Source organism: Erythrobacter sp. YT30, assembly GCF_001542875.1.
Classification (GTDB): Bacteria; Pseudomonadota; Alphaproteobacteria; order Sphingomonadales; family Sphingomonadaceae; genus Erythrobacter.
The window spans coordinates 699,633-725,467 of record NZ_LMAF01000001.1 but is presented as its reverse complement, the minus strand read 5'-3'; the positions used below and the strand labels follow the sequence as shown (position 1 = coordinate 725,467).

The 25,835-nt window shown below is 56.3% G+C and carries 32 protein-coding genes; 19 read left to right on the top strand and 13 right to left on the bottom strand.

Features of this window, described 5'->3' with window-relative positions; all coding sequences use genetic code 11:
* The first annotated feature begins 4 nt into the window (after positions 1–4).
* Genes AUC45_RS03450 through AUC45_RS03410 form a run of 9 tightly spaced genes read left to right on the top strand, consistent with a single transcriptional unit; the run spans position 5 to position 5,910 of the window.
* Entirely contained in the window at positions 5–571 is a 567-nt protein-coding gene (locus AUC45_RS03450; RefSeq protein ID WP_067598152.1) for a hypothetical protein, read from the top strand.
* A 12-nt stretch (positions 572–583) separates the two neighbouring features.
* Complete coding sequence (locus AUC45_RS03445) at positions 584–1,234, top strand: 2-hydroxychromene-2-carboxylate isomerase (RefSeq protein ID WP_067598149.1); 651 nt, start codon at positions 584–586, stop codon at positions 1,232–1,234.
* Positions 1,235–1,263: 29 nt separating this feature from the next.
* Positions 1,264–1,674: a GFA family protein gene (locus AUC45_RS03440; protein ID WP_067598146.1), complete on the top strand. Its 411-nt coding sequence runs from the start codon at positions 1,264–1,266 to the stop codon at positions 1,672–1,674.
* On the top strand, positions 1,671–2,429 hold the full coding sequence (locus AUC45_RS03435) for an alpha/beta fold hydrolase (RefSeq protein ID WP_067598143.1): 759 nt from the start codon (positions 1,671–1,673) through the stop codon (positions 2,427–2,429). Before AUC45_RS03440 ends, AUC45_RS03435 begins: the two co-directional genes overlap by 4 nt.
* Positions 2,426–2,953, top strand: coding sequence for a hypothetical protein (locus AUC45_RS03430; protein WP_067598139.1), 528 nt, complete (start codon positions 2,426–2,428; stop codon positions 2,951–2,953). The genes AUC45_RS03435 and AUC45_RS03430 overlap by 4 nt, the downstream gene beginning before the upstream one ends.
* Before the next feature lie 28 nt (positions 2,954–2,981).
* Complete coding sequence (locus tag AUC45_RS03425; protein WP_067598136.1) at positions 2,982–4,001, top strand: YncE family protein; 1,020 nt, start codon at positions 2,982–2,984, stop codon at positions 3,999–4,001.
* Positions 3,998–4,453, top strand: a complete 456-nt coding sequence (locus AUC45_RS03420; RefSeq protein WP_067598133.1) for a RimK/LysX family protein — start codon at positions 3,998–4,000, stop codon at positions 4,451–4,453. The genes AUC45_RS03425 and AUC45_RS03420 overlap by 4 nt, the downstream gene beginning before the upstream one ends.
* A complete protein-coding gene (gene rimK, locus AUC45_RS03415) occupies positions 4,450–5,355 on the top strand; it encodes a 30S ribosomal protein S6--L-glutamate ligase (RefSeq protein ID WP_067598130.1) in 906 nt (301 codons plus the stop codon). The genes AUC45_RS03420 and rimK overlap by 4 nt, the downstream gene beginning before the upstream one ends.
* A gap of 36 nt (positions 5,356–5,391) precedes the next feature.
* A complete protein-coding gene (locus AUC45_RS03410; protein WP_067598127.1) occupies positions 5,392–5,910 on the top strand; it encodes a YbjN domain-containing protein in 519 nt (172 codons plus the stop codon).
* On the opposite strand, the gene AUC45_RS03405 is transcribed toward AUC45_RS03410, so the two are convergent.
* From AUC45_RS03405 to rpsF, 8 genes are all read right to left on the bottom strand, one after another.
* Positions 5,907–7,415, bottom strand: a complete 1,509-nt coding sequence (locus AUC45_RS03405) for a methyl-accepting chemotaxis protein (RefSeq protein ID WP_082700935.1) — start codon at positions 7,413–7,415, stop codon at positions 5,907–5,909. The two genes, AUC45_RS03410 and AUC45_RS03405, sit on opposite strands and share 4 nt — an antisense overlap.
* On the bottom strand, positions 7,412–7,711 hold the full coding sequence (locus AUC45_RS03400; RefSeq protein WP_156423723.1) for a hypothetical protein: 300 nt from the start codon (positions 7,709–7,711) through the stop codon (positions 7,412–7,414). The genes AUC45_RS03405 and AUC45_RS03400 overlap by 4 nt, the downstream gene beginning before the upstream one ends.
* 143 nt (positions 7,712–7,854) lie before the next feature.
* Positions 7,855–9,309: an AMP nucleosidase gene (locus AUC45_RS03395; RefSeq protein WP_067598118.1), complete on the bottom strand. Its 1,455-nt coding sequence runs from the start codon at positions 9,307–9,309 to the stop codon at positions 7,855–7,857.
* Positions 9,310–9,394: 85 nt separating this feature from the next.
* The gene (locus AUC45_RS03390) at positions 9,395–10,057 is read right to left on the bottom strand and encodes a Fe2+-dependent dioxygenase (RefSeq protein WP_067598115.1); all 663 of its coding nucleotides are present in this window, start codon (positions 10,055–10,057) and stop codon (positions 9,395–9,397) included.
* 10 nt (positions 10,058–10,067) lie between these two features.
* On the bottom strand, positions 10,068–11,102 hold the full coding sequence (locus AUC45_RS03385; protein ID WP_067598112.1) for a hypothetical protein: 1,035 nt from the start codon (positions 11,100–11,102) through the stop codon (positions 10,068–10,070).
* Between the two features lie 46 nt (positions 11,103–11,148).
* Positions 11,149–11,820: a 50S ribosomal protein L9 gene (rplI, locus tag AUC45_RS03380; RefSeq protein WP_067598108.1), complete on the bottom strand. Its 672-nt coding sequence runs from the start codon at positions 11,818–11,820 to the stop codon at positions 11,149–11,151.
* 12 nt (positions 11,821–11,832) lie between these two features.
* Positions 11,833–12,057: a 30S ribosomal protein S18 gene (gene rpsR / locus AUC45_RS03375; RefSeq protein ID WP_034904833.1), complete on the bottom strand. Its 225-nt coding sequence runs from the start codon at positions 12,055–12,057 to the stop codon at positions 11,833–11,835.
* Positions 12,057–12,422, bottom strand: coding sequence for a 30S ribosomal protein S6 (gene rpsF / locus AUC45_RS03370; RefSeq protein WP_067598104.1), 366 nt, complete (start codon positions 12,420–12,422; stop codon positions 12,057–12,059). Before rpsF ends, rpsR begins: the two co-directional genes overlap by 1 nt.
* Before the next feature lie 204 nt (positions 12,423–12,626).
* Between rpsF and AUC45_RS03360 the strand changes: the two genes are divergently transcribed.
* The 3 genes from AUC45_RS03360 to AUC45_RS03350 all read left to right on the top strand — a co-directional run bounded on the left by AUC45_RS03360 (position 12,627) and on the right by AUC45_RS03350 (position 15,124).
* Positions 12,627–13,574, top strand: coding sequence for a DUF808 domain-containing protein (locus AUC45_RS03360; RefSeq protein ID WP_067598098.1), 948 nt, complete (start codon positions 12,627–12,629; stop codon positions 13,572–13,574).
* A gap of 10 nt (positions 13,575–13,584) precedes the next feature.
* Complete coding sequence (locus AUC45_RS03355; RefSeq protein WP_067599017.1) at positions 13,585–14,226, top strand: glutathione S-transferase family protein; 642 nt, start codon at positions 13,585–13,587, stop codon at positions 14,224–14,226.
* Between the two features lie 82 nt (positions 14,227–14,308).
* Positions 14,309–15,124 carry a zinc-dependent peptidase gene (locus AUC45_RS03350; protein WP_067598095.1) on the top strand — a complete coding sequence of 272 codons (816 nt, stop codon included), beginning with the start codon at positions 14,309–14,311 and terminating at the stop codon, positions 15,122–15,124.
* A 13-nt stretch (positions 15,125–15,137) separates the two neighbouring features.
* Here AUC45_RS03350 and AUC45_RS03345 read toward each other — a convergent pair whose 3' ends face one another.
* Entirely contained in the window at positions 15,138–15,821 is a 684-nt protein-coding gene (locus AUC45_RS03345; protein WP_197409497.1) for a LuxR family transcriptional regulator, read from the bottom strand.
* Positions 15,822–16,057: 236 nt separating this feature from the next.
* Between AUC45_RS03345 and AUC45_RS03340 the strand changes: the two genes are divergently transcribed.
* Complete coding sequence (locus AUC45_RS03340; protein WP_067598090.1) at positions 16,058–16,363, top strand: hypothetical protein; 306 nt, start codon at positions 16,058–16,060, stop codon at positions 16,361–16,363.
* Between the two features lie 34 nt (positions 16,364–16,397).
* Here the strand turns inward: AUC45_RS03340 and AUC45_RS03335 are convergent, their stop codons facing one another.
* The 3 genes from AUC45_RS03335 to AUC45_RS03325 all read right to left on the bottom strand — a co-directional run bounded on the left by AUC45_RS03335 (position 16,398) and on the right by AUC45_RS03325 (position 19,726).
* Entirely contained in the window at positions 16,398–17,942 is a 1,545-nt protein-coding gene (locus AUC45_RS03335) for a class I adenylate-forming enzyme family protein (protein ID WP_067598087.1), read from the bottom strand.
* Between the two features lie 75 nt (positions 17,943–18,017).
* Entirely contained in the window at positions 18,018–18,290 is a 273-nt protein-coding gene (locus AUC45_RS03330; RefSeq protein WP_067598084.1) for a hypothetical protein, read from the bottom strand.
* On the bottom strand, positions 18,287–19,726 hold the full coding sequence (locus AUC45_RS03325) for a Mur ligase family protein (protein WP_067598081.1): 1,440 nt from the start codon (positions 19,724–19,726) through the stop codon (positions 18,287–18,289). Before AUC45_RS03325 ends, AUC45_RS03330 begins: the two co-directional genes overlap by 4 nt.
* 54 nt (positions 19,727–19,780) lie before the next feature.
* Between AUC45_RS03325 and AUC45_RS03320 the strand changes: the two genes are divergently transcribed.
* The 6 genes from AUC45_RS03320 (at position 19,781) to AUC45_RS03295 (ending at position 25,418) form a co-directional block, all read left to right on the top strand.
* A complete protein-coding gene (locus tag AUC45_RS03320; protein WP_067598078.1) occupies positions 19,781–20,608 on the top strand; it encodes an LD-carboxypeptidase in 828 nt (275 codons plus the stop codon).
* A 32-nt stretch (positions 20,609–20,640) separates the two neighbouring features.
* Positions 20,641–21,579, top strand: coding sequence for an ACP S-malonyltransferase (gene fabD / locus AUC45_RS03315; RefSeq protein ID WP_067599014.1), 939 nt, complete (start codon positions 20,641–20,643; stop codon positions 21,577–21,579).
* Positions 21,579–22,343: a 3-oxoacyl-[acyl-carrier-protein] reductase gene (fabG, locus tag AUC45_RS03310; protein WP_067598075.1), complete on the top strand. Its 765-nt coding sequence runs from the start codon at positions 21,579–21,581 to the stop codon at positions 22,341–22,343. The genes fabD and fabG overlap by 1 nt, the downstream gene beginning before the upstream one ends.
* Before the next feature lie 173 nt (positions 22,344–22,516).
* A complete protein-coding gene (dnaN, locus tag AUC45_RS03305) occupies positions 22,517–23,644 on the top strand; it encodes a DNA polymerase III subunit beta (protein WP_067598072.1) in 1,128 nt (375 codons plus the stop codon).
* Between the two features lie 20 nt (positions 23,645–23,664).
* Complete coding sequence (locus AUC45_RS03300; RefSeq protein ID WP_067598069.1) at positions 23,665–24,291, top strand: glutathione S-transferase family protein; 627 nt, start codon at positions 23,665–23,667, stop codon at positions 24,289–24,291.
* Positions 24,292–24,326: 35 nt separating this feature from the next.
* Positions 24,327–25,418 (top strand): DUF2855 family protein, encoded by a 1,092-nt coding sequence (locus tag AUC45_RS03295; RefSeq protein WP_067598067.1) that lies wholly within the window; start codon positions 24,327–24,329, stop codon positions 25,416–25,418.
* A gap of 72 nt (positions 25,419–25,490) precedes the next feature.
* On the opposite strand, the gene AUC45_RS15665 is transcribed toward AUC45_RS03295, so the two are convergent.
* The gene (locus AUC45_RS15665; RefSeq protein ID WP_156423722.1) at positions 25,491–25,700 is read right to left on the bottom strand and encodes a hypothetical protein; all 210 of its coding nucleotides are present in this window, start codon (positions 25,698–25,700) and stop codon (positions 25,491–25,493) included.
* Positions 25,701–25,835 lie beyond the last annotated feature (135 nt).

Below are 25,835 nucleotides of genomic sequence, written 5' to 3'. Positions count from 1 at the left end.
AGCAATGCGCGCACTTGTAATCGGGCTTGCGGCTCTTGGCCTCGCATCGTGCGGCGGAAACGACGTGCCGAGCCCGTCCGAACGCGAAGCGCGCGGGCTCACCGCTTCCAATCCGGTGGTTGAAGATGCGGTTCTGCTGAACAGCAAAGGCATGAAAGCCGGCGCCGAAGGGTTCTTTTTCGGTGCGGGAAGAAATGAAGCGGTTGGTTCGACAACAAAGCTATTGAACGAACCTGTGCGCGCCGCGACGAATGAAGAATGCGGTGCGGGCCCGATTGAAAGCGCAGACTTTGCTGGCGGTCTCAGCCTCAATTTCTCCGATGGAGTATTAGTGGGTTGGCTCTGGCGTCAGCCGCAAGATGGCGATGCGGACCCAGCCGTCCCGATTTCGCTCCAGGGCGATGTGCAGCTTGGGACACCGCGCGCGGAGCTTGAAGCAGCCGATGGATACCTCGCCATCCCACAAAGCACTTTGGGAGAAGAATTCTCATTGGGCGATGCGCTAGGCGGGTTTGTTGAGAATGACGCGGTTTCGATGCTCTATGCCGGGACGCAGTGCTTCTTCAGATAAGGGGATGGGTGGGTGACACTTAAGGCCGACTTGTTTTTCAGCTTTCGTTCGCCCTATTCCTATCTTGCGATTGGCCGATATCGCGCGATGGCTGAGGAGTACGATCTCGATATCAATCTGCGTGTCGTCTGGCCGATTGCTATCCGCGATCCCGACATCCTGTTCACTGGCAACCCTGCTGCACCGCGATACATCCTGATGGACTCTTTTCGCACAGCCCAGCACCTCGGCATCCCCTTTCGTTGGCCAAGGCCCGATCCGGTGGTGCAGGATCTCACCAGTCGCGAAATTGCAGCGGAGCAGCCGCTCATCCGACGAGTTTGTCGCTTGGGTCAGGCGGCCAGCAGGCGGGGCAAGGGATTGGCATTTGCCGATGAGGTTTCGCGCGTTATTTTTTCGGGCGAAGTTGATGATTGGGACAAAGGCGATCACCTCGCCAATGCGGCCATGCGTGCAGGGCTCGACCTTGCTGAACTGGATACCGAAGCTCAAAATGACGCAACTGCGCTCGATGCGGAAATCGAAGAGAACCAAATCGCGCTAGAGGCCGCCGGTCATTGGGGCGTGCCGACCCTTGTTTTCGAAGGCGAACCTTTCTTCGGTCAGGACAGGGTGGAAATGGCTCTTTGGCGCATGGAGCAAAAGGGATTGAAGAAGCGGTGAGTTTTAGCGGGGGATGCCAATGCGGGGCCGTGCGATACACCATCGCGGCTGATCGTCTTGCTGCGTACACCTGCCATTGCCGCGAATGCCAAAAACAATCGGCGAGCGCATTCGGCATTTCTGTGCCTGTGTTCAAAAATGTACTCACTCTCGAGGGCGAGACTGCAAGCTGGGGCCGGCCAACCGACAGCGGCAGCTACACGCATTGCCATTTCTGCGTAACATGCGGGACGAGGCTCTATCATGCTGGAGAAAACCGACCCGCCATGGTGACTATTAAAGGCGGATCATTGGATAATCCCGACGATGTGGAGCCGGTCGCCCATATCTGGGTATCGCGCCGCCGACCGTGGCTGACGCTTCCTGACAACATTCCGCAATGGCAGACACAGCCTCAAACGCAGGAGGAATGGATGGAATTGTTGGGCGGGACGCAATGAGCCAGTCTTATTTCAAAAGCTTCGATGGCGTCGAACTGGCTTATCACCGAACTGGGGAGGGCAGGCCGGTCATCCTCCTTCACGGGCTATTCTCTTCTGCCAAAATGAATTGGATCAAGTGGGGGCATGATCTTTTGCTGGCGGAGGCTGGATTTGAGGCAATCATGCTCGATTTCCGCGTCCACGGCGAAAGCCCTTCGCCGCAGGATCCTGCTGCCTATCCATCGGATGTGCTTGTACGCGATGCGGCGGCTCTCGTGGCGCATTTGGGGCTGACGCATGGCGAGTACGACCTCGTGGGCTTTTCGCTTGGGGCCCGCACGGCGATCCACGCGGTTGCAAAAGGGATGCTAGCACCGCGCAAGCTGATCGCCTGCGGTATGGGTATCGAAGGGCTGTCCGAATGGGAGCGGCGTGCGGCGCACTTTATCCGCGTGATTGATGAATTCGACACGATCAAGCCCGGCGATCCGGCTTATGTCGCGCGAACATTTTTGAAAAGCCAGGGAGTGGACAGGGTCGCAGCGAGGCTGCTGCTTAAAGCGTTGGAGCCGTTTGACATTGCCGATCTTGCGAAGATCACCATGCCCGCACAGGTTATTTGCGGAGTGGATGATGGCGACAATGGATCGGGTGAAGAGCTGGCGCGTTTCCTTCCCAATGCCAGTTTTGCCGAAGTGCCGGGAAATCACTTAAACAGTGTCACCTTCCCCGATTTGGGAACGGCAATCGCGACCTTTCTCAGCCAACCATGATCGTTTCCAAGCGCACGGCGATGATCTGGTGGGTGGGCGGCCTCATCGCTTTTGCCATCGTGATCGCATTGTCGGTTCCGCTCATCACGGATTCTGTGCCAGGTGGAATTTCAGACCATCAAAATGCGCCCGATGCGGCCGCTGTTGACGGTATCCAAAACGCCTGGCGCGCAGACGGTCTTGCAGGCCTCGCTACGATTTCAATGATCGGAGATCTGATTTTTATCGGGATTTACGGTATTGGATGTGTTCTCGCAGGAATGCACTACCGGGCGCATGGAGCAGGTGTGCTGCGCGTGCTGGGCTGGATAGCGATGGGCTCTGGCATCGTGTTTCTCGTGAGCGATTACGGCGAAACGGTGTGCCAGCTTATCCAGATGGTGCGCTTTGCTGGCGACAACGATCTTGCCGCCATTGCATCGGGGTTGAGACCTATAAAGGTGGCAGCTTGGATCGTATCGTTTCTGGCCGTATTAGGAGCACTCCTCGCTGAAAGATCTTATTCGGGCAAAGCTCCTGGCTGATCTTGCGGACCGTAAGGGAGAGAATGAGATGCGAGCGGCGTTTTTCATCGGAGTGAGCCTGTTTATTGCAGCAGGGCTTTCAGCGTGCGCCAATGTTGAGGCGGCCGTTGAGGAGCCCAGCACTAGCGAAGAACCCGCAAAGGTCCTGTTTGTCGCCAACAAACGCGGCAATACCCTCACAAAAATCGATCTCGCGTCAGGTGAGACTATTCTCGATTTGCCAAGCTGCACCAACCCACACGAACTTGCCACATCGCCTGATGGGGCGCACGTCGCGCTTGGATGTTATGGCGGCACAACGGTCGACATCTTCAAGACGGATGACCTGGCAAAAGTTAAAAGCATTGATCTGGGTGAGAACGCGCGTCCTCACGGGATCGTGTGGCATGCCGATGGCGATATCTTCGCAACCGCTGAAGGGCGCCGCTCCATTTTCTGGATTGGCAATCCCTTGGGTGATGAAGAATTGCAGGAATTCGGCACCAACAAGGACGGGAGCCACATGGTCGCGGTCGCGCCTGATACACGTTGGGCGTGGACCACGGATCTCTCCTCAAAGACCGTCACTCGAATTGACTTGCGCGGTAGTGAAGATCCGCTTTCGGTGACCGTCGGAGAAGAGCCGGAAGGGATCGCACTGTCGCCTGATGGCAAGAGCTTGTGGGTGTCAGCGCGCGGATCAGATCAGGCGTTTGAGCTTGATCCTGTCACGATGGAAGTGCGCAATACACTCGATACGGGCCGTTTCCCATTGCGTTTGGCGATCCGACCGCAAGGCGATGTTGCTGTGACCTCGGATCTGCGCGACGGCAGTTTGAGCGTCATTGATCTGGCAAACGCCAAATTGGTCCGCACTATCGCTGTATCTTCACCCGACGAAGCGGACGACAGATTTCAGGTCACGATCCTGTGGTCATCTGATGGAGAGCGCATCTACGTGGCAGAGACCGCAAGCAACACGGTTGCCGAAGTCGATTTCGAGACCGGTGAAGTCCTGCGCCGACTTGCAACGGGCGAGGGCGGTGATGGGCTTGCCATCCTCCCATGAATGAAGTGCGTCCGCTCCCGATTGTCGGTTGGCGAGAGCTGGTCGACCTTCCTGACCTCGGTCTTTCGGGCATTCCTGCCAAGATCGACAGCGGCGCGCGCACATCTTCGCTTCACGGCCGCGTAACCGAGCAATTTGAGCGCGATGGTGTGCCCTTCGTCCGATTCGCCGTTGATTGGGATGATATCAGCCATGAATGCGAGGCTGTGCGCGTCGATGTGCGCGGTATCACCAGTTCCAACGGCAAAACGCAAAGGCGCTATGTCATCAAATCGCCGTTAAAAATCGGAAGTCAGACTTTTCGCGCTGAAATCAGTCTTGCGGATCGTTCCGATATGAAGTTTCCCATGCTGATAGGAAGATCGGCCTTGAGGCGGCGTTTTGTCGTCGACAGCGGGCACTCCTGGCTCCAGACCGACGGTATGCAAATCGCAAAAGGCCACAACCCATGAAAATCGCAATGCTCGCGCGCAATCCAAATCTTTATTCGCACAAGCGGCTTGTCGAAGCTGCCGAGGAGCGGGGGCACACCCTAGATATTCTCAACACAACGCGCTGCACCGTCCATATCGCCAGCCATAGACCCGAAGTGTATTACAATGGCGAAGCTTGCGAGGGGTATGACGCGGTGATCCCTCGGATCGGCGCTTCAATTACGAACTATGGCCTTTCCATCCTGCGACAATTTGAGATGCGCGGGTGCTGGCCTTTGAATGAAAGCGTCGCCATCGGGCGCAGCCGAGACAAGCTGCGCAGTATGCAAATCCTCGCCAAGCATGGCCTGGGTCTGCCGCTGACAGCCTATGCAAACGATCCCAAGCAGGCTGAGGAAATCATCAAGGCGGTGAATGGTCCACCGGTGGTCATAAAGCTTCTCGAAGGTACACAGGGCATCGGTGTCGTTCTGGCCGAGACAATGTCGAGCGCGAAATCTGTAATCGAGGCCTTTCGCGGGGCGAACGTGAACATTCTAGTACAGGAATTTATCAAGGAAGCTGGCGGCACCGACATCCGGGCTCTGGTGGTGGGCGGCAAAGTGGTAGCAGCCATGAAGCGTACTGGTGCTGCCGATGATTTCCGCTCAAACCTGCACCGCGGAGGCAGCGCAGAAGTGATCAAGATCACGCCAGAGGAACGCTCTACTGCGGTGCGCGCGGCCAAGCGGATGGGGCTAAACGTGTGCGGCGTCGATATGCTCCGCAGCAATCATGGGCCTGTCATTATGGAAGTGAACTCTTCGCCAGGGCTGGAGGGCATTGAGACAGCGACGGGCAAGGATGTCGCAGGCCAGATCATCAGTTTCATCGAATCCAACGCAAAGGCAGGCGCTACCAAGACGAAGGGCAGGGGATGATTGCCTCGCCTTTGTGGATGTGGTGGAAGGCCGATCATGAAACACCTTTTTATCGGCTTAGCCGCCGCACTTTTCGCACTTGGCAATAGCGCCCCCTTTTCCGCGCAAACGTCTCCCCAAGTGGTCATCCGGTTCGACGATGCGACCATTGCGCGATTGCTGCTTGCAGTTCAGGCAACGTGGCGCACTGAAGCCGGTCCCGAAGGGCGGTCACTTTACCGGGCGAGCGCGGATGGCGGGATCAACTTCACGCTTCTTCCCCAGGCGTGCAGCGCAGAACAGGGCTGTGCCGCGTTGATGGTGCTGGCGAATTTCACGGGGGTTACTGCCGACGATGTTGCTGCGCTCGACAACTTTCTTCATCGCTTCAATGATGCAAATCCCATCGCCAAAGTGTACCGCGCGGGCGAAAACAGCGTTGTGCTTCAGGCCTATGTCAATTCGGCGCAAGGGATCAGCTTTGCCAATGCGCAGACTCAATTGCTTGTTTTTGGGCAAAATCTGACAGTGCTTCGCGAAGATCTGACGGCGCTGACAACCGCGCCCTCTCGCTAGGCGGCTCTCAAATGCTGCGCGAATTCCTGTGCCGTCTGTTCCAGTGAAGTTGCGTTCTTAAGCAATTGCGCGGCCGCATCATCAAGCTTGCTTGAAAGCTCTTTTGCCGCACTTGCTGTGTCGGCAAGTGATTGGCTTTGCTTTGCCATCTCGTCGACTTCGCTCGCAGCGTTGCGTGCAAAATCCTCCATCGTGTCGGCAGATCGGCGCTGCGTTTCGACATCTTCGCGGATCGATTGGGCGGCCTTGTTCAGTTCGCTAATCGCTTGGTCGATATCGGTGAACGATGTTTCCGCATCGACAGCCCCAATACGGATACTTTTGAGGAAATCGTCAATCTCTGTGGCTGCTTCGCCTGCCTGCCCGGCTAGCGCCTTTACCTCTTGCGCAACAACGGTGAAACCGCGCCCTGCTGGGCCCGCGCTGGCCGCTTCAATCGCGGCGTTCAGCGACAGCAGGTTGGTGCGTTCCGCAATCCGCACGATGGCCCGCGTTGCCTCCTCAATCGTATCGGTGTGCTGAGCGAGTGATCCAACTGTCTCTCCGCCACGAACCGACCTTTGCGTTGCATGGAGTGCCAGTTCGCGCTGTCGCCGAACGCCGTCGGCAATTTTTGCGATTGATTGCGACAATTCTCCAATGCCGCGTGCCACTTTGTTCGTCGTCTGCGTCGCGGCAGAGGCTGTGTGCGCGACTTGTCCCGCCTGATCGCCTGTCTCCTTCGCAACCTGATCCAGCGATTTCGTCATTCCTCCAAGAAGCTGCGCTGTGTCGGCGACTGATTTGGTGACTGAGCGGATTGAGGATTCAAAGCTTTCGGCGACCAATCGATATTCAAGAGCGCGCTTGCGCTTGGTTTCATCCTCTGCGTGCTTGCGCGCTTCTTTTTCTTCTTCAAGCGCGTTGAACGCGACTTGCAGACTGGCAGCCTGCTCCTCCATCATCCGTGCCTGCTCCTCGCTCAAATGGTGCGATTTCTCCGCGCGCCTTAGAATCTTGCCGAGAGCGACGCTCATATAGCACAGCGTCACGCACATAATCACGACCGCAACTGCATGAAAAAGCACTCTAAAAATGCTTCCATTGCCGGAAAAGACCGCTGCAGGCATCGCGAAGTTCAACGCCAAATGGTGTGTTGCGATAAGGACTGCCGAGAGAATTAGAGGCCGAATATCGCACAAGGCGGCGAGCGTTGCCATTCCGACAAGAAAGTACAGGTGTCCATCAACCTGCCATCCCAAATCCTGCATTCCGGTGACGGCGATTGCGGGCTGAATGAAAATCAGCGCTCCGACCATCATTCTAGCGAAATAGTCGGTCCGCGCGGTTATCGCATGGATGGTGGGAATTATGTTCGAGGCTATGCTGATCCCGATCATCACGATGGAAACTTCCAGCCCGCCAATGGCCATTAGCGCGAGGATTGGTGGGAAGAGCCAGCATCCTGCTACAATGATACGGATTGTCCGGCGTCTTAGTGCCTTGATGTCTCCGAAGATTTTCATGTGGCGGCACCCGCTGTCTGGCAGCCGGGCGCATCAGCGTTGAGCAACAGCAGGTGATCAGACCAGAAAAGGGTCACATCGCTTTCTTCGGGCGAACGAATGATCAAACGATCGCCCCATGTGGAGCGTCCCAAAATCCGAGTCTGCGGCGCAGAATAAAGCTGACGTAGCCTTTCTTCGCCTTGTATGGTCAGGGGAAGAACCAGAACAGGGCGGTCCGCTTTGGGAGAATACATGACCACGACCAGCGCTGTTACGCCAAAGCATAATGCGACCAAAGTTGGTGCCAATGCCACGGCGCGTCCCTTGGCTGCGGAAAGGAATGCAAAAACCATCCCGGCGACATGGCACCGGTTTGGTTAGCGTCATCACTCAGGCAGTATGGGGGAAAATACAGTGCCTTGGATAAGGACGATCCTCCGCAAGCCTTCAGCCTCGATCAGCGGAAAGGCGGTTCGTTAAAGGCCCGCAATTTGCGACTGTGGAGGCCATCACCTTCGGCTCGAAGCCGGGCGCACGCTTCCAATCCGATTTGCAGGTGGGCGGCAATAGCCTCTTCATAGAACTTGTTTGCCTGCCCAGGCAGCTTGATTTCGCCGTGCAGCGGTTTGTCGGAGACGCACAGCAGAGTGCCATAAGGAACGCGGAACCTGTAGCCTTGTGCCGCGATCGTCGCGCTTTCCATTTCAATTGCGATGGCGCGGCTGTGCGAGAAGCGTTTTGCGCTGCTGGCATACAGCAACTCCCAATTGCGATCATCGGTGGTGACGACAGTGCCTGTGCGCATACGCTGTTTCAAATCTGCACCTTGCGTTCCCGAAACCTCCTCGGCCGCTCCTGCCAATGCCAATTGCACCTCGGCAATGGGTGGGATCGGAATTTCCGGTGGCAGTACGTTATCGAGCACATGATCATCGCGCAGATAAGCGTGAGCGAGCACGAAATCGCCAATTTTCTGGCTTGAGCGCACGCCGCCGCAGTGGCCGATCATCATCCACGCATGGGGCCGCAGAACGGCAAGGTGATCACAAATCGTCTTGGCATTGGACGGACCGACACCAATGTTGACGAGAGTAATGCCCTGGCCGTCTTCCCGGATAAGGTGATAGGCGGGCATCTGGTGGCGACGCCATGCGGTATCGCTCAATTGTTCCTGCGCATTGTCGGCAGGCAAAGTGATGTGCAGCCCGCCTGCACCTGTCAATCCGACATATCCATCGCTGCCGATCCGTTTTGCACCCCAGTTCACAAATTCATCGACATAGCGGTGGTAGTTCGTAAACAGGATGAAGTCCTGAAAGTCCTCCACCTTTGTGCCGGTGTAATGGGCAAGGCGGGCGAGCGAATAATCAGTGCGCAGCCCATCGAAGAGCGACAACGGCATATCCTGGTCTTCATCAAACTCGATTCCGTCGGCCAATTCGTCTCCGATAAGCGCCAGGTCTGTCGAGGGGAAAAACGCTGCAATTTCCTGCGGCGCAATGCCCACCATCGCGGCGCCCGCTTCGCCATCAAGCACATAGGGAAAGGGAATTTCCTGCCGCGATCGATCCACGCTCACTTCGATATCGTAAGCGTCGGTTATCAGTTCGAGCTGCTCTTCGAGGTAAGCCGCGAACAGATCCGGCCGCGTGATGGTAGTGGTGTATGTGCCCGGTATCTCCAGACGGCCAAAAGCGCGGCTTCGATCCAGCGTTTCAGGGTCGCTATCGGCTGCTGCCAGTCCGGCATATTTCAGAGTGATCTGGGGGTAGGCATAGGCCCCATTGTTGCGCTTTTCAGGATCAGGAACCTTACCATCGCGACCATAGGCGATCACGTCAGCACGGAGGGAAGCAATCGCATCATCGTAGTGCTCTTGCAGCTGCTCGATTATATTTTTTGTAGAAATCATGGCGGCAGCTAGCGCCAAATCATACGGTTCGCAAACCCCGGAATTGAATGCGGACCAATAATTCTTTGGTCAGTTCCGCCCGTCTTCAGGACCGTTGCCACATCCGCCTGAGATTGAACTGCACCGCCTGCAACCGAGTGTAATTCTCGTGGCTCATCGAATTGCCTTCAAGCGCTGCGATTTCGCCAAGTTCATACAGCAATTCGCGCTGGAAACCGTCTGGCACCTGGCTCTGGATGAACGTGATGGCGACTAGGCGTTCACCCTTTGTCACTTCTTCGACTTCGTGAAGAGTGTGCGAGGGATAGACGATGGCTGATCCGACGGGACCTTTCACGCGGACTTCCTCCGTGCCCAATTGAGTTCGAAGGGCACCGCCATCGTAGCTATCGGGGTCATTGAGGAAGAGCGTGCACGACAGGTCTGATCGGATCGAGACATTGCCGATCCCCATAGTCGCCGCGTCAGGATGCAGCCCGTATTTCATGCCGGGTGTGTACCGGCAGATAAGCGGCGGCGCGAACTGGGTTGGAATGGCGAAATTCATGAAATCTTCGCACGCAAACAAGGCCTGCGCCATGATGTTGACCGCCTCTTGCTGGAGGTTTTGATCATGCATTTGCAGGTTGGATTTCGCCTTTGAGTGGGGGTTTGAGATTTTCCCGTCCACAAAAGTGGCTCTTGCGGCGATATCCTTCAGCTTGGCGACTTGGTCGTTTGACAGGACGTTTTCGATTAAGCGGAACATGGTATCGCTTCTAAGCCCGGTCGAGCGCGCTCGCAATCACTGGATGATCCTTTGCAGCCTTCTCAAGCCAGGCGAGCGCGGCGATGATATCGTCTCTACGTTCGCGCGCCGCACCTGCCAGCACCTCTTCGCGCAGCTCGGGCGAATATCCTTGCTCGGGTGCCTTGGAATAGCGGTGCATGATCGGGCCTTTCACCCACGTCTGCGCCTGCTGCTGCGAGAGTGAAATTTCGAGATGCGCTGCGGTTGCGGCGAGTGCCTCTGCAGGTGATGCGAGAAAAGCGTCAAAATCCTGCCAGGCGACGTTTTCGTTTGATGCGGCGCAAAGTGCCGTCATTTCGCAAGCCCACGCCATCGCCGCACGGCGAGCCTCATCGAGCTCCCACAGATTGATGGGCGGACCCTCCAATCGGGTGTTGAGTCGCTGAATTCGCGTGCCGGACAGCACCGCGAGTTCCTGACGAGATGCCTCGCCTGCCAAGATTGTCTGGAGATAGCGTTCTGGAGACAAAGTCAGACAGACCGCTTTGCGCGTGTCTTCGATAAGATCGCCTGCAATGTCGCTCACAAAACTGGTCGCCTTGATCAGTGCGCGCTGATTGGGCTCAAATGTGCGCGAAAGCCACTTTCGTGCAAGCGGCAATCGCTTTGCAACTCGTCCTGTCGGCCACGGCGAATGCGGCTGGCCTTCGACCATGCGCAGCTCTGCAAACTGGCGGAGCAATTGCGGTTCGCGCAACGCCAGCGTTCCCGGCGCTTCGCCGAGCAGACGCGCCAGCAGGGTGGAGCCAACATGGCCGATGTGAAAGATAAATCGCGCATCATCGCGCGCGGGCGTTCCAGCATCTTCGGTTTGCGGCGCGATCGTCGACCAATCCGCCCATTGCATCGCGCGCTGCGGTTTGCCGGGTTGCGGTTCAATCAGACGCTGATCAAGGAAGCTTGCTGCTCGCAGGTCATCTTCGCTCACCCGCATCAACAGCAGGCGATCGTGCGCGATGTCCATCTGATGAACAAAAAGGCTGGGATCCGAGGCAAAAGTCATCGGGTCCCAGCCTTTCGTTTTTGATCAAAGATACGATGCGTGCGTGTTACGCGTCGTCTTCGGTTTTGTGGTCGGTTGCTTCAACCAGAGCTTCGGTTTCGGAGGTGCCTTCAGGTGTGGCAACGCCTTCATCCAGAAGCTCGGCGGGGATTTCGCCCGGCTCAAGGTTGGGATCGATGCGGTTGGCTTCGGCCGCTTCTTCGATCTCTCGCTGTTCTTCTTCGAACATCTGCGCAAGTACGTCGACGCCTTGGCTTTGCAGCTCAGCTTCGTCATCCGAACGCGCGACGTTCGCTTTGACAGTCACGTGAACTTCTGGGTGAAGAGCGACGGTCACATCGTGCATGCCAATCGTCTTGATCGGCGCGCCCATGATGACCTGCTTCTTGTTCACTTCGTGGCCCTGGGCTTCGAGCCCTGCAACCATGTCGCGCACGTTTACAGAACCATAAAGCTGGCCGGTGTTTGACGAAGCGCGGATGAGGACAACCTCAGCGCCAGCAACCTTTTCACCAAGCTTTTCAGCATCGGTCCGCTTTTCAGCGTTCTCTTTTTCGAGACGTTCACGATTGGCTTCGAACACGGCCTTGTTGGCTTCGTTTGCGCGCAGGGCTTTCTTCTGCGGGAGAAGGAAGTTGCGGGCATAGCCATCCTTGACGGTGACGACATCGCCAATGGTGCCGAGCTTTTCGATGCGTTCGAGGAGAATGATATCCATGTTCTTTCTCCCTTACTTCACGATGTAGGGCAGCAGGCCAATATGACGTGCGCGCTTGATAGCTTTAGCAAGTTCACGCTGTTTCTTCGCAGAAACGGCAGTGATGCGCGAAGGCACGATCTTGCCACGCTCGGACATGAAGCCCTGAAGCAGGCGCACGTCCTTATAATCGATTTTTGGGGCGTCATTGCCGGAAAACGGGCAAGACTTGCGGCGGCGGAAAAACGGGCGTGCCATCAGTCGCGCTCCTCACGGTCAGAGCGACGCTTACGGTCGCGTTCATTCTTGCGCATCATCACGCTGGGGCCATCTTCGTGTTCGTCGACGCGGATGGTCATATAGCGGATGACGTCTTCGTTGATGCGGGTCTGACGCTCAAGCTCGGCAACAACGCTGCCGGGGCCGTCAATGTTCAGCATCACGAAGTGCGCTTTGCGGTTGCGTTCAATTTTGTAGGCAAGCGATTTGAGGCCCCATGTCTCCGTCTTGGTGACTTTGCCTTCATTCGCTTCGACGATTTCGGTCGCCGTGGCCGCCAATGCGTCAACCTGGGCTTGTGACAAGTCCTGGCGCGCAAGGAAGATATGCTCGTAAAGAGCCATCTTAGCTTCCTTTCATTTCCATGCCGATCGCTGGCTTATCCGCGCGGATCGCGGGGCCCCTCCGGCTTTCTTTTGCCCGCCATGTAAACAGCGGATGCGCGCACATAGCGGGATTGCGGCAAAAGACAAGTGGGAATGCGCTTGAAGCTCCCTTGCCAAAGCTGGGTGAGCGGGCGATTGATCGGGCAAACGAGGGGACAATGAATGCCATCAGGTCTGGTCGCACTTTTGGACGACGTATCGGTGATCGCGCGCGCAGCAGCAGCGTCTGCCGACGATATCACGCTCGCGGCATCTAAGGCAGGCTCCAAAACAGCGGGCGTTGTGATTGATGATGCGGCGGTTACGCCAAGCTATGTGACAGGTCTGACGCCGGCGCGCGAACTTCCCATCATTTGGGCAATCACCAAGGGCAGCTTGTTCAACAAGCTTGTGATTTTGCTGCCCGGCGCCATCCTGCTTTCAGAATTTCTTCCGTGGCTGATCATTTGGATACTGATGTTGGGCGGCGCTTTCCTATGCTATGAGGGCGCGGAAAAGGTGATGGAGAAGCTCGGCGGGGCAAAGCACGGCAAAACCGTTGAAGACGAAATCACTGATCCGGTTAAGTTTGAAAAACAGCGGATTGCTGGCGCGGTCCGGACCGATCTGATCCTTTCAGCAGAGATAATGGCGATCACGCTGAACGAACTTGATTTGCCGACATGGTGGGAGAGGGGCCTCGCGCTGGCGCTGGTCGCGGTTGTTGTAACGGTCGTGGTGTATGGTGCAGTAGCGCTCATCGTGAAAATGGACGATGTGGGCCTTCATCTCAGCCAACAAGAAAACGGAGCCAGTCAGTCGCTCGGACATGCTCTGGTGAACTCTGTCCCCTATTTGCTCACGACATTGTCAGTGGTCGGAACGGTTGCGATGCTTTGGGTTGGAGGCGGCATCATCGTTCACGGAACCCATGAGGTTGGCTTTGATTTGCTCTACGACATTGCTCACGGGGCCGAATATTGGGTGAAAGGCGTGACGGGTGCACTTTCCGGTGTGGCAGGCTGGTTCACATATGCCTTTATCTCGGGCGTGATCGGCCTTGGACTTGGCGTGATTATCGCAATCGTCCTGCACAAAGTGCTGGGTGTGGGAGCTTACGAAGCGCATTAAGGCGGCATCCATGACAAAGCCAACTCTCTACACCTGCGCACGTTCGCGCGGGCTTCGCGCAACCTGGGCCGCTGAAGAGGCGGGCGTTGATGTTGATCTGAAAGTCCTCCCGTTTCCGCCTCGCTATCTTGCGCCTGAATACCTGGAAATAAACCCGCTTGGCACAGTACCTTTGCTGGTCGATGGCGATGCGCAGATGACTGAAAGCTGCGCCATTGCGCACTATCTAGCGACACGTTCCGGCGCGAGTGAATTGGCGATATCGCCGGGTGAGCCCGACTACGCTGCCTATCTCGATTTCACCTATCATGCCGATGCAACGATCACATTCCCGCAAACGGTCTACATGCGCTTCGCCATCTTCGAGAAGGAAAAGGGATGGACCGAGGCAGGTGTCGCTTATGCGAAATGGTTTGAAAAGCGGCTGGTCAAGGTCGAACAGCGCCTCTCAGCGCGCGAATATCTGTGCGCGGATCGATTTACCGTGGCGGATATTTGCGTGGGATACGCGCTGATCCTTGCGCAGAATGTTGGGTTGGATGACCGTGTGCCCGATAGCCTGAAGGATTATCGGGCGTGGCTGACTGAACGCGAGGCATACAAGCGGGCCTTTGCTCGCGAGGAAGAAGGGCGGAAGGCGCTTGAGGGCTAAAAGGTTTCAGACGCTTTGACCGGAAAGTCCGGAATTTAATGCGCATCTAACAATGTCCTGATCGCCATCCTACTTCTCATGTATGACGCCTTATCTTCTGCTCTTGGCTTGTCTGCTTATTGCCGGGCTTTTCTGGTATCGGCGCCGGTCAAGGCTGCTTAAGCGAGAGCATCTCCTCGCAACACCGCTCTCTCAAGAACAGCGTGCAATGGTTGAAAAACTGGTGCCGATCACTCGCCGGCTGCCCGAACCCCTCCGCCTCAAGCTTGAGGGCAAGATTCATCTATTCCTCGATCAGATCACCTTCCATGGGCAAAGCGATCTTGAGGTTAGCGAGGCGATGAAACTCTCCATCGCCGCTCAGGCCTGCCTTTTGGTGGTGAATAGTCCAGCCTGGTACGAAACGCTCAGGACTGTGCTCGTCTATCCATCAGCTTTCTACGCGCGTCGAAACACGCATGATGGATACGTCGTCCAGGAGGAAGACTTCACCATGCTCGGCGAGAGCTGGGCGCGCGGACCGGTCGTCTTGTCATGGGATCATGCACTCCAAGGCGGGCTTGATGATGCAGATGGACACAATGTCGTTATTCACGAATTCGCGCATCAGCTCGACAGTCTTACGGGATATGTAAACGGCATTCCTATCCTCCGCAAAGGACAAGCCTATGCGGGCTGGGAAAAGGCCATGCTCGATGCTTACAACGACCATGTGCGCAGGGTCGAAAGCGGGCTCGAAACACTGATTGATCCCTATGGCGCAACTAATCACGAAGAATTCTTTGCTGAAGCGATTGTGACCTTTTTCGAAAAGCCTCGAGCGCTTCACCGCGAGGAACCGGCACTCTATGTGCAGCTATCGCAATTGCTCGCGCTCAATCCAGTGGAGTGGCACTGAACGCTGCTTTCGGTCATGCCGCGTGGATCAGACCGAGCTTTAGCGCCCGGATAACCGCGCTCAGGCGATCGTGTACCTCCAACTTATCGTAAATCCGCTTGCGATATGTCTTCACGGTATCGGGCGAGAGGCCCAGAATAACCCCGATATCGAAAGAAGATTTGCCTCGCGCCATCCATGTCAGGACCTCGCTTTCCCGGTCTGACAGGTCTTTTGCATCGTGCTCTTCATCAACAAGGTGGCACAGGCGTTGATGCGACATCTGAGCAAGCGCTCTCACCAACGCTATCTTCTCCTGGTCAATCTCTTCAAGCGGTTTGCCGAAATCAAACGAGGCGTAGGCCTGCCTTCCGCGCGGGCCAAAGAGTGTAAGGCCAAAGCCATGTTCAAGCCCCGCTTCTTTCATCGCTTTCAGATATTCGTCCTGCTCAGGAGTGTTGGGCTCAGCCTCCATGGCTTCGACCCAGGTCATAAATTCACCGTTCGCATAGGTGCGGCTGGGGATCGGATCATGCGCTCTGAAGTCTGCCTCTTCATAAAGCTTGAGCCATTCGGGCGAGAACCCGTGCGCATACACAACCGTTCGGATTGAATTGGGCTCATCGAAAATCGGCGAGAAATGATAGCTCATTCGCTTCACGCCGTTTTCGATGCAGACATCGCGGGTGAATTCCAGCACCGACGTAAGGTCATTCAAAGCATCAATCGATGGTAAAAGCCCCTGCATCCCGACAGAATATCACATGTCCCCCCGGTGGGCGACTGCATCATTTTGAGGAATTCCCTAGCTAGGCCCAGCGCTCCGAGTAGCGCAGCCGTTCGGGTCGCATTCGGATAGGCTTTTTTGCAGCCTCGAAATCCGAACAAAGTCCCGGTGATGTGCCGGATTTTCGGATGTCATCACCGGGCATCTGCTCTTTAGGGAATCGTGATATGCGTTCGCTTGGGGAATTTGTGACGCGTTTGATACCTCGGACCGAGGGGACGGCGAGCGTTGCCGAGGAGGCTTCGCACGCCGATGTTCTTAGTGACGCCAATGTCCAGAGGGTGTTGGAAACACTGTCTCATCGACAAACGCACCGGCTCAACACCAACATCCGCCAGCTGCCCTCATATGCCAGTCTTTCGCAAGCAGATGCTCTCAGAAGCCTTCGCGCGCTTGAAAAGGCAGGTTTAGTGAAGGTTGATTACGATCTGCACGACGCTTTTCTCTCAACGATCCACGTGATCGAAGCCTAAGACAATTGATCGTTAGCAATTTGCGTTTCAAATCTTAGGCTGCCTGATCGTCGCTTACCGGCCGAGCGCTTAGCTCGCGCCTGAGAAGCTTTCCAAGCGGATCGCGCGGCAACTCGTTCACGAACTCGATGTAACGTGGGCGCTTGTAGCCCGCGATTGTGCCTTTGAAGCGGGCGGTTATTTCCTCGCGGGTCAGCTCGGCACCCGGAGCAAGAACGACGAACGCCTTTACCGCTTCGCCCCACTTTGGATCAGGGACGCCAGCGCAGCCTGCATCAGCGACTTCGGGCATTTCTGCGAAGACTGCATCGACTTCGGCCGGATAGACGTTTTCTCCGCCTGTTTTGATCAATTCCTTGGCGCGGCCGAGCAGGTATCCGAGACCCTTTTCATCCATCGTGCCCAAATCGCCGGTGCGCAGCCAGCCATGCGCTAATGCCGCCTCGCTCGCCTCTTCATTGCGCCAATAGCCAAGCATGACCGAGGGGCCGCGCAAGCAAATTTCGCCCTCTTCACCGGGGGGCAGTTGATTGCCGTCTTGATCCAGGATCGTCATTTCGACATGCGGCATGGGCCAGCCGATTGATCGCGGATTTTCTAGCATGTCTGGATAGTCGATAAAGGTCGCAAAGCCGCACACTTCGGTCTGTCCATATCCGCCGACCACCCGGCAATCCCAAGCCTTTTCAAAGCCCTCATAGATTTGCGGTTTGCCCATACCGGCGCCGCCAGTGTAATTCGTAAGCGGCATCACGCCATCACGGATCGCATCCATCTGAAACCATGGGAAGCTGATCTGCGGAAAGGCGCTGGTGGTGGTGCAGGCCTCGCGGTGGACCAGGTCAAGCACCGCAGCGCTGTCCATATCGCGCCCGGCGAAAACGCTGCATCCTCCGCAGGCGAGGATGGCTGCAATCTGCTGCATGCCCACGACATGAAAAAGTGGATTGATCGAAAGCAGTCGTTCGTCCCGCGTGAACCCCCGCCGCACTGCAAATCCCATCGCTGATGAGGCGACCGCGCTACCGGCCTGCAGGCAACCCTTGGGCTTCCCGGTCGTGCCGCTGGTGTACATCATGTAGAGCGCACGCTCGGGTTCGAGATCAGGCAGAATCAGCCGCTGTTGGGGAACGCTCACAATGGGTTCAAATTGACCATCTCTCGCGTGCGTTTCGTCAACTTGCATTACTTTTCCGGGCTCAGATTCAGCCAGCAAATCAACAAAGCGAGGGTTCACAAAGGTTGTCGAGGGTTCGGCATTGCCGATAATCCACGCGATTTCTCCGGGAGCCAGCCGCCAATTGAGCAGCACCGCAATCGCCCCAATCCGCCCGCAGGCGAGAAGGGTGGTGAGATAGGGCGCGCCATCTGTGAGGAGGATCGCGACACGATCGCCCGGAATGATCCCTTGTGCTAGCAGCCAGTGCGCCAGATTCTCAACTCGCTGGTTTAGCTCGGCATATGTCAGCCGCTGATCGCCATCGATGCAGGCCTCGCGCTCAGAGTATTGGGCAGCATTGACGCGCAGCAATGTGTCGAGTGAGAAATCGCGCGGATGTGAACGGGGTCGCAGCAGCATTCGGGTCTCCTTCGTCAAAGGAGTTATCGGTGTCGGCGGCCACTCGCCATGCGCGTTTTTGAGGGCCGCTGCGTCTCAGCCCTCGTTAAGCGCTGTTCCGCATTTTCCGCACACCTTGTTGGGCCATGGAATGACGAACATGCCGCGAAAAAAGAGGTTCTTGCCGCAGACCGGGCAGTTGTAACTGAGCATCCTGCGATTGGCGGCAATCAGGCCAATAATCGCGGCGGCAAACGCGATGGTAGAATGGCCAAAAAAGCGATCTATGACCAGCACGAACATGACTGCCACCAAAAGCGAACCTGCCATCCATCTCGCATGGCGAACGGCCGCTTGGTAAACTGTCACGAAAGCCGCTCGTAAACGGATCTGGCGAAGCTCGACAAGGTATCGTCGCGCGCGCCCATGATGACGATCCGATCGCCGGGCTTGGCAAGTTCAACCAAGCGATTGCCGCAATCATCGCGCGAGGGAATGTGTTCAGCCGAACCGCCCGCATCCTCAATCAGTTTGATGATCCGCTCGGTCCCCTCGCTTCGGTCAACCGTGCCGCCAAAATAGACAGGGTCACACATGATTGTGATATCTTCTTCGCCTGAAAGATCAGCGAAGACTTGCGCGAGTTCATCGCCCATCTGTTTTAGCGGACCATATCCGTGCGGTTGGAAGAAGGCGATCACCCGGCCTTCGGTCGATTTCAACGTTCGCAGAGTTGCGGCGCATTTTTCGGGATTGTGGCCGAAATCGTCAATAACGGTGATGTCGCTTTTGCTGGTGCCAACAACATCAAATCTCCGCGCCAGTCCGGCAAAGTTTCTCAGCGCGCCTACAGCCGCTTCAACCTCCACTCCGGCTGCGCTGACTGCTGCAATTGCTGCCAAAGCGTTTGCGAGATTATGCTCCCCTGGCATGGGGAGATTGAGCGCGAACACTTCTCGCTTGCGCGTGTCGACGATCGCCGCGCCAATGCCGAGCGGTGTGTGCGCAATCGATCCCGGCTCAACTGTTATATCGGCATCGGCTGAATTGACACCAAAGCTCACATATTGATTGGCGCGCCGAGCAAGGTCGCGAGCTTCCTTGTTGTCGAAATTGATCGCAGCGCACCCCGACGCTGCGACATAATCGCCAAACAGCACACGCAATTCTTCGATCGATTTGTGATCGAGGCTGACATTCAAAAGCACGCCGATCGTCGGGCGATAAAGCGCGATGGAACCATCGCTTTCGTCTACTTCACTGACGAACAAAGCCGGATTGCCGATACGCGCGCTCGCGAAAGGGTTGTCTTCGCTCACGAAGTTTTTCATCACCGCGCCGTTCATCACGGTGGGATCATGACCCGTGTCGGACAATATCCAGGCGATCATCCCTGTGACCGTTGATTTGCCCGAGGTGCCGCCAATCGCAATCGAGTAGCCCGCCTGATTGAAGAAGGTGGAAAGCAATTCTGCCCGGGTCATCCGCGAAAGCTGCTTCTCTTTTGCGCGCGCCGCATCTGGCACCGTGTCTTCGACCGCGGCAGAGGCGATAAGGATCTGATCAGCCGAGGTGATCCCGCTCCCATCTTGCGGAAAGAGGCTGTATCCATTTGCCTCAAGCCATTCGAACTTTGAAGGTGTGCGCCCCTGATCCCGGCTGCGATCAGATCCTGCCACTTCATGCCCGCTGCCATGCGCGATTTGTGCAAGGGGAAGCATTCCCGATCCGCCAATGCCGCAAAAGAACAGCGGACGGCCCGCAATATCAGGGGTTTCCGGGGGAGAATGAAGCGCTGACGTCATGCGGGCACGGTTATTGGCTTGCGTCTTGGCTGACAAGCGACATAGGCTTCGTTCATGACAAATATTGCAGTTTGTGCCCCGGCAAGACCGATAAGACGCGATCATGCGGAGGCCTTGGAAGCGCTCGTGGCAGCCGAATTCCCCCAGCATACGGTCAGCTTTCACGAACAATGCTTCCAATCAGAGGGGCATTTTGCAGGCAATGATCTGACCAGGCTAACCGCGCTGCTGGAATGCGCGAATGACAGCGCGTTCGATGCGGTTTGGTTTGCGCGCGGAGGCTATGGCTCCAATCGCATCGCTGAGGCGGCGATTGTGCGCATGAACGAGGCGGCCAAGGCCAAGACTTACGTCGGATTTTCGGATTGCGGCTATATGCTGGCCGCGCTTTATCGGGCTGGCATTGGGCAGAGCGTTCATGGTTCGATGCCGATCAGCGCTGGTTCTGAACGGGGCCGGCGGGCTGTCCGCCGCGTGCTAAACTGGTTTGGCGGGGATACCTCAGGCCTTGAACCCAGCCTTGACGGGACGACGCCAGCTGCTGCGTTTAACCTCTACACGTTGGCGATGCTCGCAAACACGTCGCTCATGCCCGATCTGGAAGGCCACGTCGTGATGGTAGAAGAAGTGAGCGAGCAATTATACGCGGTTGACCGGTTGTTTTTTCACCTGACCGGTAGCCTTTCAAAGCGAATTGCGGGCCTACGCTTGGGCGAAGTGACCGACATTCCAGAGAACGATGTTGATTTCGGCCAAAGCGTCGATGAGATAGCCAAATTCTGGTGCGAAAGGGCTGGCATCCCATATCTGGGCCGCGCGAAGATCGGGCACACATCGGATAATCACGTTGTCCCATTCGGGCTTGCGGGGCCAGCAAGCTGACCGTAAGCGGCGGGCCACAAGAGGAGACAATGATGCGCGCTTTCGTATTTCCCGGACAAGGCAGTCAAAAGGTCGGCATTGGGGCAGAATTGGCCGACGCGAGCAAGGCGGCCCGTGATGTCTTTGCCGAGGTGGATGACGCGCTCAGCCAAAAACTGTTCGATATCATGCGCGAAGGCCCAGAGGATCAGCTAACCCTCACAGAAAACGCGCAGCCAGCGATCATGGCCAACGCTATCGCCACCCTGCGCGTTCTTGAGACGGATTTTGGAGTGGCACTAGCCGATAGCGCTGGTGCAGTCGCTGGGCACTCGCTCGGTGAATACACCGCCTTGTGCGCTGCAGGTGCGTTTGATCTGGCGACCACGGCGCGACTCCTGAAACTGCGCGGGCAAGCCATGCAGGCCGCTGTACCAGTGGGAAAGGGTGCAATGGCGGCTCTCCTCGGCGCAGATATCGACAAAGCGACAGCTTTGGCAGAAGCGGCAGCTGAAGACGAAGTCTGTGAAATCGCCAATGACAACGATCCTAGCCAAGTCGTCCTCTCAGGCCACAAAGGCGCGATTGAGCGAGCTGTAGGCCTTGCCAAGGAACACGGGATCAAACGCGGCGTTCTTTTGCCTGTTTCGGCTCCGTTTCATTGCTCGCTTATGCAGCCAGCAGCTGACCGCATGGCCGAAGCCCTCGCAGGAACGCCTCCATCTGACTTCGCTGTCCCCCTGTTCGCTAACGTCACCGCGTCAAAAGTGACCGACCCTCATGAAGAGCGCCAACTGTTGGTCGAGCAGGTGACAGGCCGTGTACGCTGGCGCGAGAGCGTGGTTGCAATGCGTGCCGATGGCATCGAAAGCTTCGTTGAACTGGGTGGCAAGGTGCTCGGCCCGATGATCGGCCGGATTGACAAAGAGGCGGCCACTTCGAGCCTTATAAATATGGATCAATTAGAAGATTTTGCGAGGGAGATCGCCTGATGTTTTCGCTTCAAGGAATGAATGCACTGGTTACTGGTGCATCGGGCGGGATTGGCTCTGCCATCGCGATCGCACTTGCGGGGCAGGGCGCACGGCTCGCTCTGTCAGGTTCGAACGGCGACAAGCTTCGCAGTTTTAGAGAACAATTGATGAGCGAAGTAGGCTCTCCCGATCATGGCGATCACGTGGAGATTACTTGCGACCTGTCCGACACTGTTCAGGTTGAAGAGTTGATCCCTGCAACCCTCGATACGCTCGGCGGGATCGACATACTCGTCAACAATGCCGGGATCACGCGCGATAACCTTGCGATGCGAATGAAGGATGAGGAGTGGGATCAGGTAATCGCGCTCAATCTGGAGGCCGCATTTCGCCTGATGCGCGCAAGCGCAAGGCCAATGATGAAGGCGCGCTTCGGCAGGGTCATCAACATCACATCCGTCGTCGGAACCACGGGCAATCCCGGCCAGATGAACTACGCGGCTGCAAAAGCTGGCCTCACAGGCATGACGAAAAGCTTTGCTCAGGAAGTCGCCTCACGCGGGATCACCGCAAACTGCCTCGCGCCTGGGTTTATCCGGACGGCCATGACAGCCGCATTGGATGAAAAACAGCAGGCCGCCATCAATGCGCGAATTCCTGCAGGGAAAATGGGCGAAGGCGCAGATATCGGGGCTGCTGCCGTCTACCTAGCCAGCCGCGAAGCCGGATACGTTACCGGCCAGACTCTGCATGTGAATGGCGGCATGGCCATGATCGGGTGAATTTGGTCCGATATTGGCATTCTAAAGGCCTTATCCCCAACCAATATTCGCTCTCCGCCTCACAAGCTTGCCCGTATTGCGCACACCGCTAAGGTTTTTGTAGATCAATTCTTGGTGGGGCGGCGATTCCGTGTGCCTTCTCACTCGAAACACAAGTGATAGGCTGAATAGCGATGAAAGCTACCATCGAACGCGCGACGCTTTTGCGGTGTTTGTCCCATGTTCAATCCGTGGTTGAGCGGCGCAACACCATCCCGATCCTTTCCAATGTTTTGATCGAAGCGTCAGATAGTGGCGAAGTCAAAGTCATGGCGACAGACCTTGATTTGCAGGTGGTCGAAACAATGACGGCATCGGGCGTGGAAAGCGCTGGCGCGATCACGGTGTCTGCACACTTGCTCTTCGATATCGCTCGCAAGCTTCCCGATGGCAGTCAGGTGAGCCTCGAGACGGCCGAAAACCGCATGGAGATCAAAGCCGGCCGTTCACGTTTCAAGCTGCCAACCCTGCCGCGCGATGATTTCCCAGTGATCGTCGAAGGCGATTTGCCCACCTCATTCGAGCTTCCGGCCAAGACCCTGGCCGAAATGATTGATCGCACTCGGTTTGCAATCTCAACCGAGGAAACCCGTTATTACCTCAATGGGATTTTCTTGCATGTTACCGATGAGGATGAGCCCGTTCTAAAAGCCGCCGCCACCGATGGTCACCGTCTTGCGCGCTTTACCCTTGCTCGCCCCGAAGGTGCGGCCGGAATGCCCGATGTTATCGTCCCGCGCAAAGCCGTGGCGGAACTTCGCAAGCTGCTAGATGAAGCGATGGATGCCGCGGTGCAGGTGGATCTGTCAGCCAGCAAAATCCGCTTCACTCTCGGCGGAGAGGGCGGTGTTGTTCTGACTTCCAAGCTTATCGATGGCACCTTCCCTGACTACAGTCGGGTCATTCCGACAGGCAATGACAAGCTCTTGAAAGTTGATCCCAAGCTTCTGTTTGCAGGCGTTGATCGCGTTGCAACGATCGCGACTGAAAAAACTCGTGCGGTAAAGATGGGTCTGGATACTGATAAAGTCACTCTGTCTGTCACATCCCCTGATAACGGGACCGCGACGGAAGAATTGGCATCTGAATACAAGTCCGACGGTTTCGAAATCGGCTTCAACGCCAATTATTTGAAAGATATCCTCGATCAGATCGACAGCGACGAGGTCGAATTGCACCTTGCGGATGCTGGAGCTCCGACGTTGATCCGCAAGAATGAAAGCTCACCGGCGCTTTACGTGCTGATGCCAATGCGAGTGTGATTTAGAGCGGCGTCGCAAACATGCCGCCGCAAGCTCGCATTTTCGGGACTGTAATTTCGACTTACACGCGCATCGTCGAGATCACGTGTGAGGAAGCCGGCATAGCGCACGAAACCATCGCGACTGCGGCGCAAAGCCATCAGAATCGGCATCCTTTCGGCAAAGTGCCGGTCGTCGAGATTGATGAGCTTGAACTGATCGAAAGCGTCGCGATCACGCAGTATATCGACAACGCGCATAACAAGAGCGCGCTACAGCCTTCCGATCCTGCAGCGCGCGCGATTTGCGACAAATGGGTCGCCATCGCCAATAACTATCTGTTTCCACTGTTCGAGCGCGGATTGGTGATGCCGTGGATCATGCACCGAGTGGCGGGCTATCCCCTGGATCCGGAAAAGATCAACTCGGCTCTTCCTCAAATCAGCCGCGCGCTCGGTTTTTGCGAAGCGGAATTGCAGCGTGATGGCGCTTGGAAAGTGCATGATTTCTCGCTTGCTGATGTATTTCTCTATCCTGTTTTGCGCGGTCTTGAGCTTACTCCGCAAGGCGAGGTCGGTATCAGCCAATGTGATGCAATCTCATCATGGATGAGAGTTTGCGAAAAGCGCCATTCGATCGAAGCAACACGCTGGGAAACCGAAAGCTGATCGGCTAAGCTCTGTCCAAATTGGAGGAAGAAACTATGCCGCTGACACAGGTCCAGGTTCGCAAGGACGAACTTTCAAACACTGCATTGGTCGAAGCTGATTTGGGATCCCTGGGCCAGGGGACAGTGAGGCTCGAAATTGAGAGCTTCTCGGTCACCGCCAACAATATCACCTATGCGGTTGTAGGCGACGGGTTTGGCTACTGGAACTTCTTCCCTCCCAAGACGCAGGAAGATGGTTTTGGGATTGTTCCGATGTGGGGGCACGCCAAAGTGATCGATAGTAATTGCGAAGATATCTCGGTGGGTGAGCGGGTGTATGGCTATCTCCCGATGGCGAGCCATCTGGATGTGATTCCTGGAAAAATCAGCGCATCAGGCTTTGTCGATACAACCGATTACCGGCAACCGATGAGCCCGATCTATAATCAATACTCCCGGCTTGCAGCTGATCCTGAACATGATCCTGCTCGCGAAGCCGAAAGGATGATATTTGGCCCGCTGTTTAAGACGGGCTTCCTCATCGAATATTTCATGCGGAATGAAGATTGGTTTGAGGCCAATCAGGTCATCCTGACGAGTGCGTCATCAAAGACTGCCATGGGCTTGGCCAGCGTTGCGAAGCAGAATTCGCCAAAGATAAAGCGAATTGGATTGACTTCCTCTGGCAACGTTGAGTTCGTCGAGCAGACAGGTCTTTACGATAGTGTCGTCTCCTACGACGAAGTCGGCCACATGACGATAGCCGACAGCGTCATCGTTGATTTTGCGGGCAACGCGCAATTGCTGGAAAAACTGCATGAGCATTTCGAAGCGACGCTCAAGTATTCTTGCCTCGTCGGTGCAACTCATATCGAGGGGCGCAGCACATTCGGGGGATCAGACAGCCTTCCCGGGCCAAAGCCTGTTCTGTTTTTCGCGCCCGATCACGCAATGGCGTTTTTCAAGGAACACGGTGCGGAAGAAGGCGGGAAGTTGGTTGCCGCAAGCTGGCACGGGTTCCTTAATGCGGCATCAGGAAGCGTGACGATCGATAAGCGGCAAGGTTTGGATGCGGCGCGAGACGTCTATCTCGAAATGCTCAGCGGCTCTGTCGATCCATCGCAAGGCATCGTTATCGAGCCGTAATTGGCAAACTCAAAAGAAAAGCCCCCGAAGCGATCGCGCTCCGGGGGCTTTTCCATTCGTTCAAGAAGAGTCTTAGGGGCTGGTAGGCTGATCGTCGTCGTCAGTCGCCGCGAGAACGGCAAGGGCAACGATACCTGCGATTAGGCCTGCAATGATGACGGTTTCACCGCCGCCACCGAGCTCTTCGCCGTCGGCAACTGGTGCCACGACGGGTAGGCTCTGCGCCGCAAGAGGGGCTCCAGCGAGAGCAACGGCTCCCAAGCCAAGTGCAAGTTTACGCATTTCTTTCTCCTTTGATCGCGCGCTAGCTTTAAGCCCGCGTCATTTCAATCTGCTTCCCTGTTAAAACTTCGAACACGCCAAGTCTGCTGTAGTTCCATTACACTCGGAGGGCCGCTTTTGCAGGGCAGATGCTCG

Bases quoted from the DNA above. Each gene is read 5' to 3' on its own strand.
- AUC45_RS03450 (WP_067598152.1), top strand. From the start codon at position 5: ATGCGCGCACTTGTAATCGGGCTTGCGGCTCTTGGCCTCGCATCGTGC.
- AUC45_RS03435 (WP_067598143.1), top strand. From the start codon at position 1,671: ATGAGCCAGTCTTATTTCAAAAGCTTCGATGGCGTCGAACTGGCTTAT.
- AUC45_RS03430 (WP_067598139.1), top strand. From the start codon at position 2,426: ATGATCGTTTCCAAGCGCACGGCGATGATCTGGTGGGTGGGCGGCCTC.
- AUC45_RS03425 (WP_067598136.1), top strand. From the start codon at position 2,982: ATGCGAGCGGCGTTTTTCATCGGAGTGAGCCTGTTTATTGCAGCAGGG.
- AUC45_RS03420 (WP_067598133.1), top strand. From the start codon at position 3,998: ATGAATGAAGTGCGTCCGCTCCCGATTGTCGGTTGGCGAGAGCTGGTC.
- rimK (WP_067598130.1), top strand. From the start codon at position 4,450: ATGAAAATCGCAATGCTCGCGCGCAATCCAAATCTTTATTCGCACAAG.
- AUC45_RS03410 (WP_067598127.1), top strand. From the start codon at position 5,392: ATGAAACACCTTTTTATCGGCTTAGCCGCCGCACTTTTCGCACTTGGC.
- AUC45_RS03405 (WP_082700935.1), bottom strand. From the start codon at position 7,415: ATGAAAATCTTCGGAGACATCAAGGCACTAAGACGCCGGACAATCCGT.
- AUC45_RS03395 (WP_067598118.1), bottom strand. From the start codon at position 9,309: ATGATTTCTACAAAAAATATAATCGAGCAGCTGCAAGAGCACTACGAT.
- AUC45_RS03390 (WP_067598115.1), bottom strand. From the start codon at position 10,057: ATGTTCCGCTTAATCGAAAACGTCCTGTCAAACGACCAAGTCGCCAAG.
- AUC45_RS03385 (WP_067598112.1), bottom strand. From the start codon at position 11,102: ATGACTTTTGCCTCGGATCCCAGCCTTTTTGTTCATCAGATGGACATC.
- rplI (WP_067598108.1), bottom strand. From the start codon at position 11,820: ATGGATATCATTCTCCTCGAACGCATCGAAAAGCTCGGCACCATTGGC.
- rpsR (WP_034904833.1), bottom strand. From the start codon at position 12,057: ATGGCACGCCCGTTTTTCCGCCGCCGCAAGTCTTGCCCGTTTTCCGGC.
- rpsF (WP_067598104.1), bottom strand. From the start codon at position 12,422: ATGGCTCTTTACGAGCATATCTTCCTTGCGCGCCAGGACTTGTCACAA.
- AUC45_RS03360 (WP_067598098.1), top strand. From the start codon at position 12,627: ATGCCATCAGGTCTGGTCGCACTTTTGGACGACGTATCGGTGATCGCG.
- AUC45_RS03355 (WP_067599017.1), top strand. From the start codon at position 13,585: ATGACAAAGCCAACTCTCTACACCTGCGCACGTTCGCGCGGGCTTCGC.
- AUC45_RS03350 (WP_067598095.1), top strand. From the start codon at position 14,309: ATGACGCCTTATCTTCTGCTCTTGGCTTGTCTGCTTATTGCCGGGCTT.
- AUC45_RS03340 (WP_067598090.1), top strand. From the start codon at position 16,058: ATGCGTTCGCTTGGGGAATTTGTGACGCGTTTGATACCTCGGACCGAG.
- AUC45_RS03335 (WP_067598087.1), bottom strand. From the start codon at position 17,942: ATGCTGCTGCGACCCCGTTCACATCCGCGCGATTTCTCACTCGACACA.
- AUC45_RS03325 (WP_067598081.1), bottom strand. From the start codon at position 19,726: ATGACGTCAGCGCTTCATTCTCCCCCGGAAACCCCTGATATTGCGGGC.
- AUC45_RS03320 (WP_067598078.1), top strand. From the start codon at position 19,781: ATGACAAATATTGCAGTTTGTGCCCCGGCAAGACCGATAAGACGCGAT.
- fabD (WP_067599014.1), top strand. From the start codon at position 20,641: ATGCGCGCTTTCGTATTTCCCGGACAAGGCAGTCAAAAGGTCGGCATT.
- fabG (WP_067598075.1), top strand. From the start codon at position 21,579: ATGTTTTCGCTTCAAGGAATGAATGCACTGGTTACTGGTGCATCGGGC.
- dnaN (WP_067598072.1), top strand. From the start codon at position 22,517: ATGAAAGCTACCATCGAACGCGCGACGCTTTTGCGGTGTTTGTCCCAT.
- AUC45_RS03300 (WP_067598069.1), top strand. From the start codon at position 23,665: ATGCCGCCGCAAGCTCGCATTTTCGGGACTGTAATTTCGACTTACACG.
- AUC45_RS03295 (WP_067598067.1), top strand. From the start codon at position 24,327: ATGCCGCTGACACAGGTCCAGGTTCGCAAGGACGAACTTTCAAACACT.
- AUC45_RS15665 (WP_156423722.1), bottom strand. From the start codon at position 25,700: ATGCGTAAACTTGCACTTGGCTTGGGAGCCGTTGCTCTCGCTGGAGCC.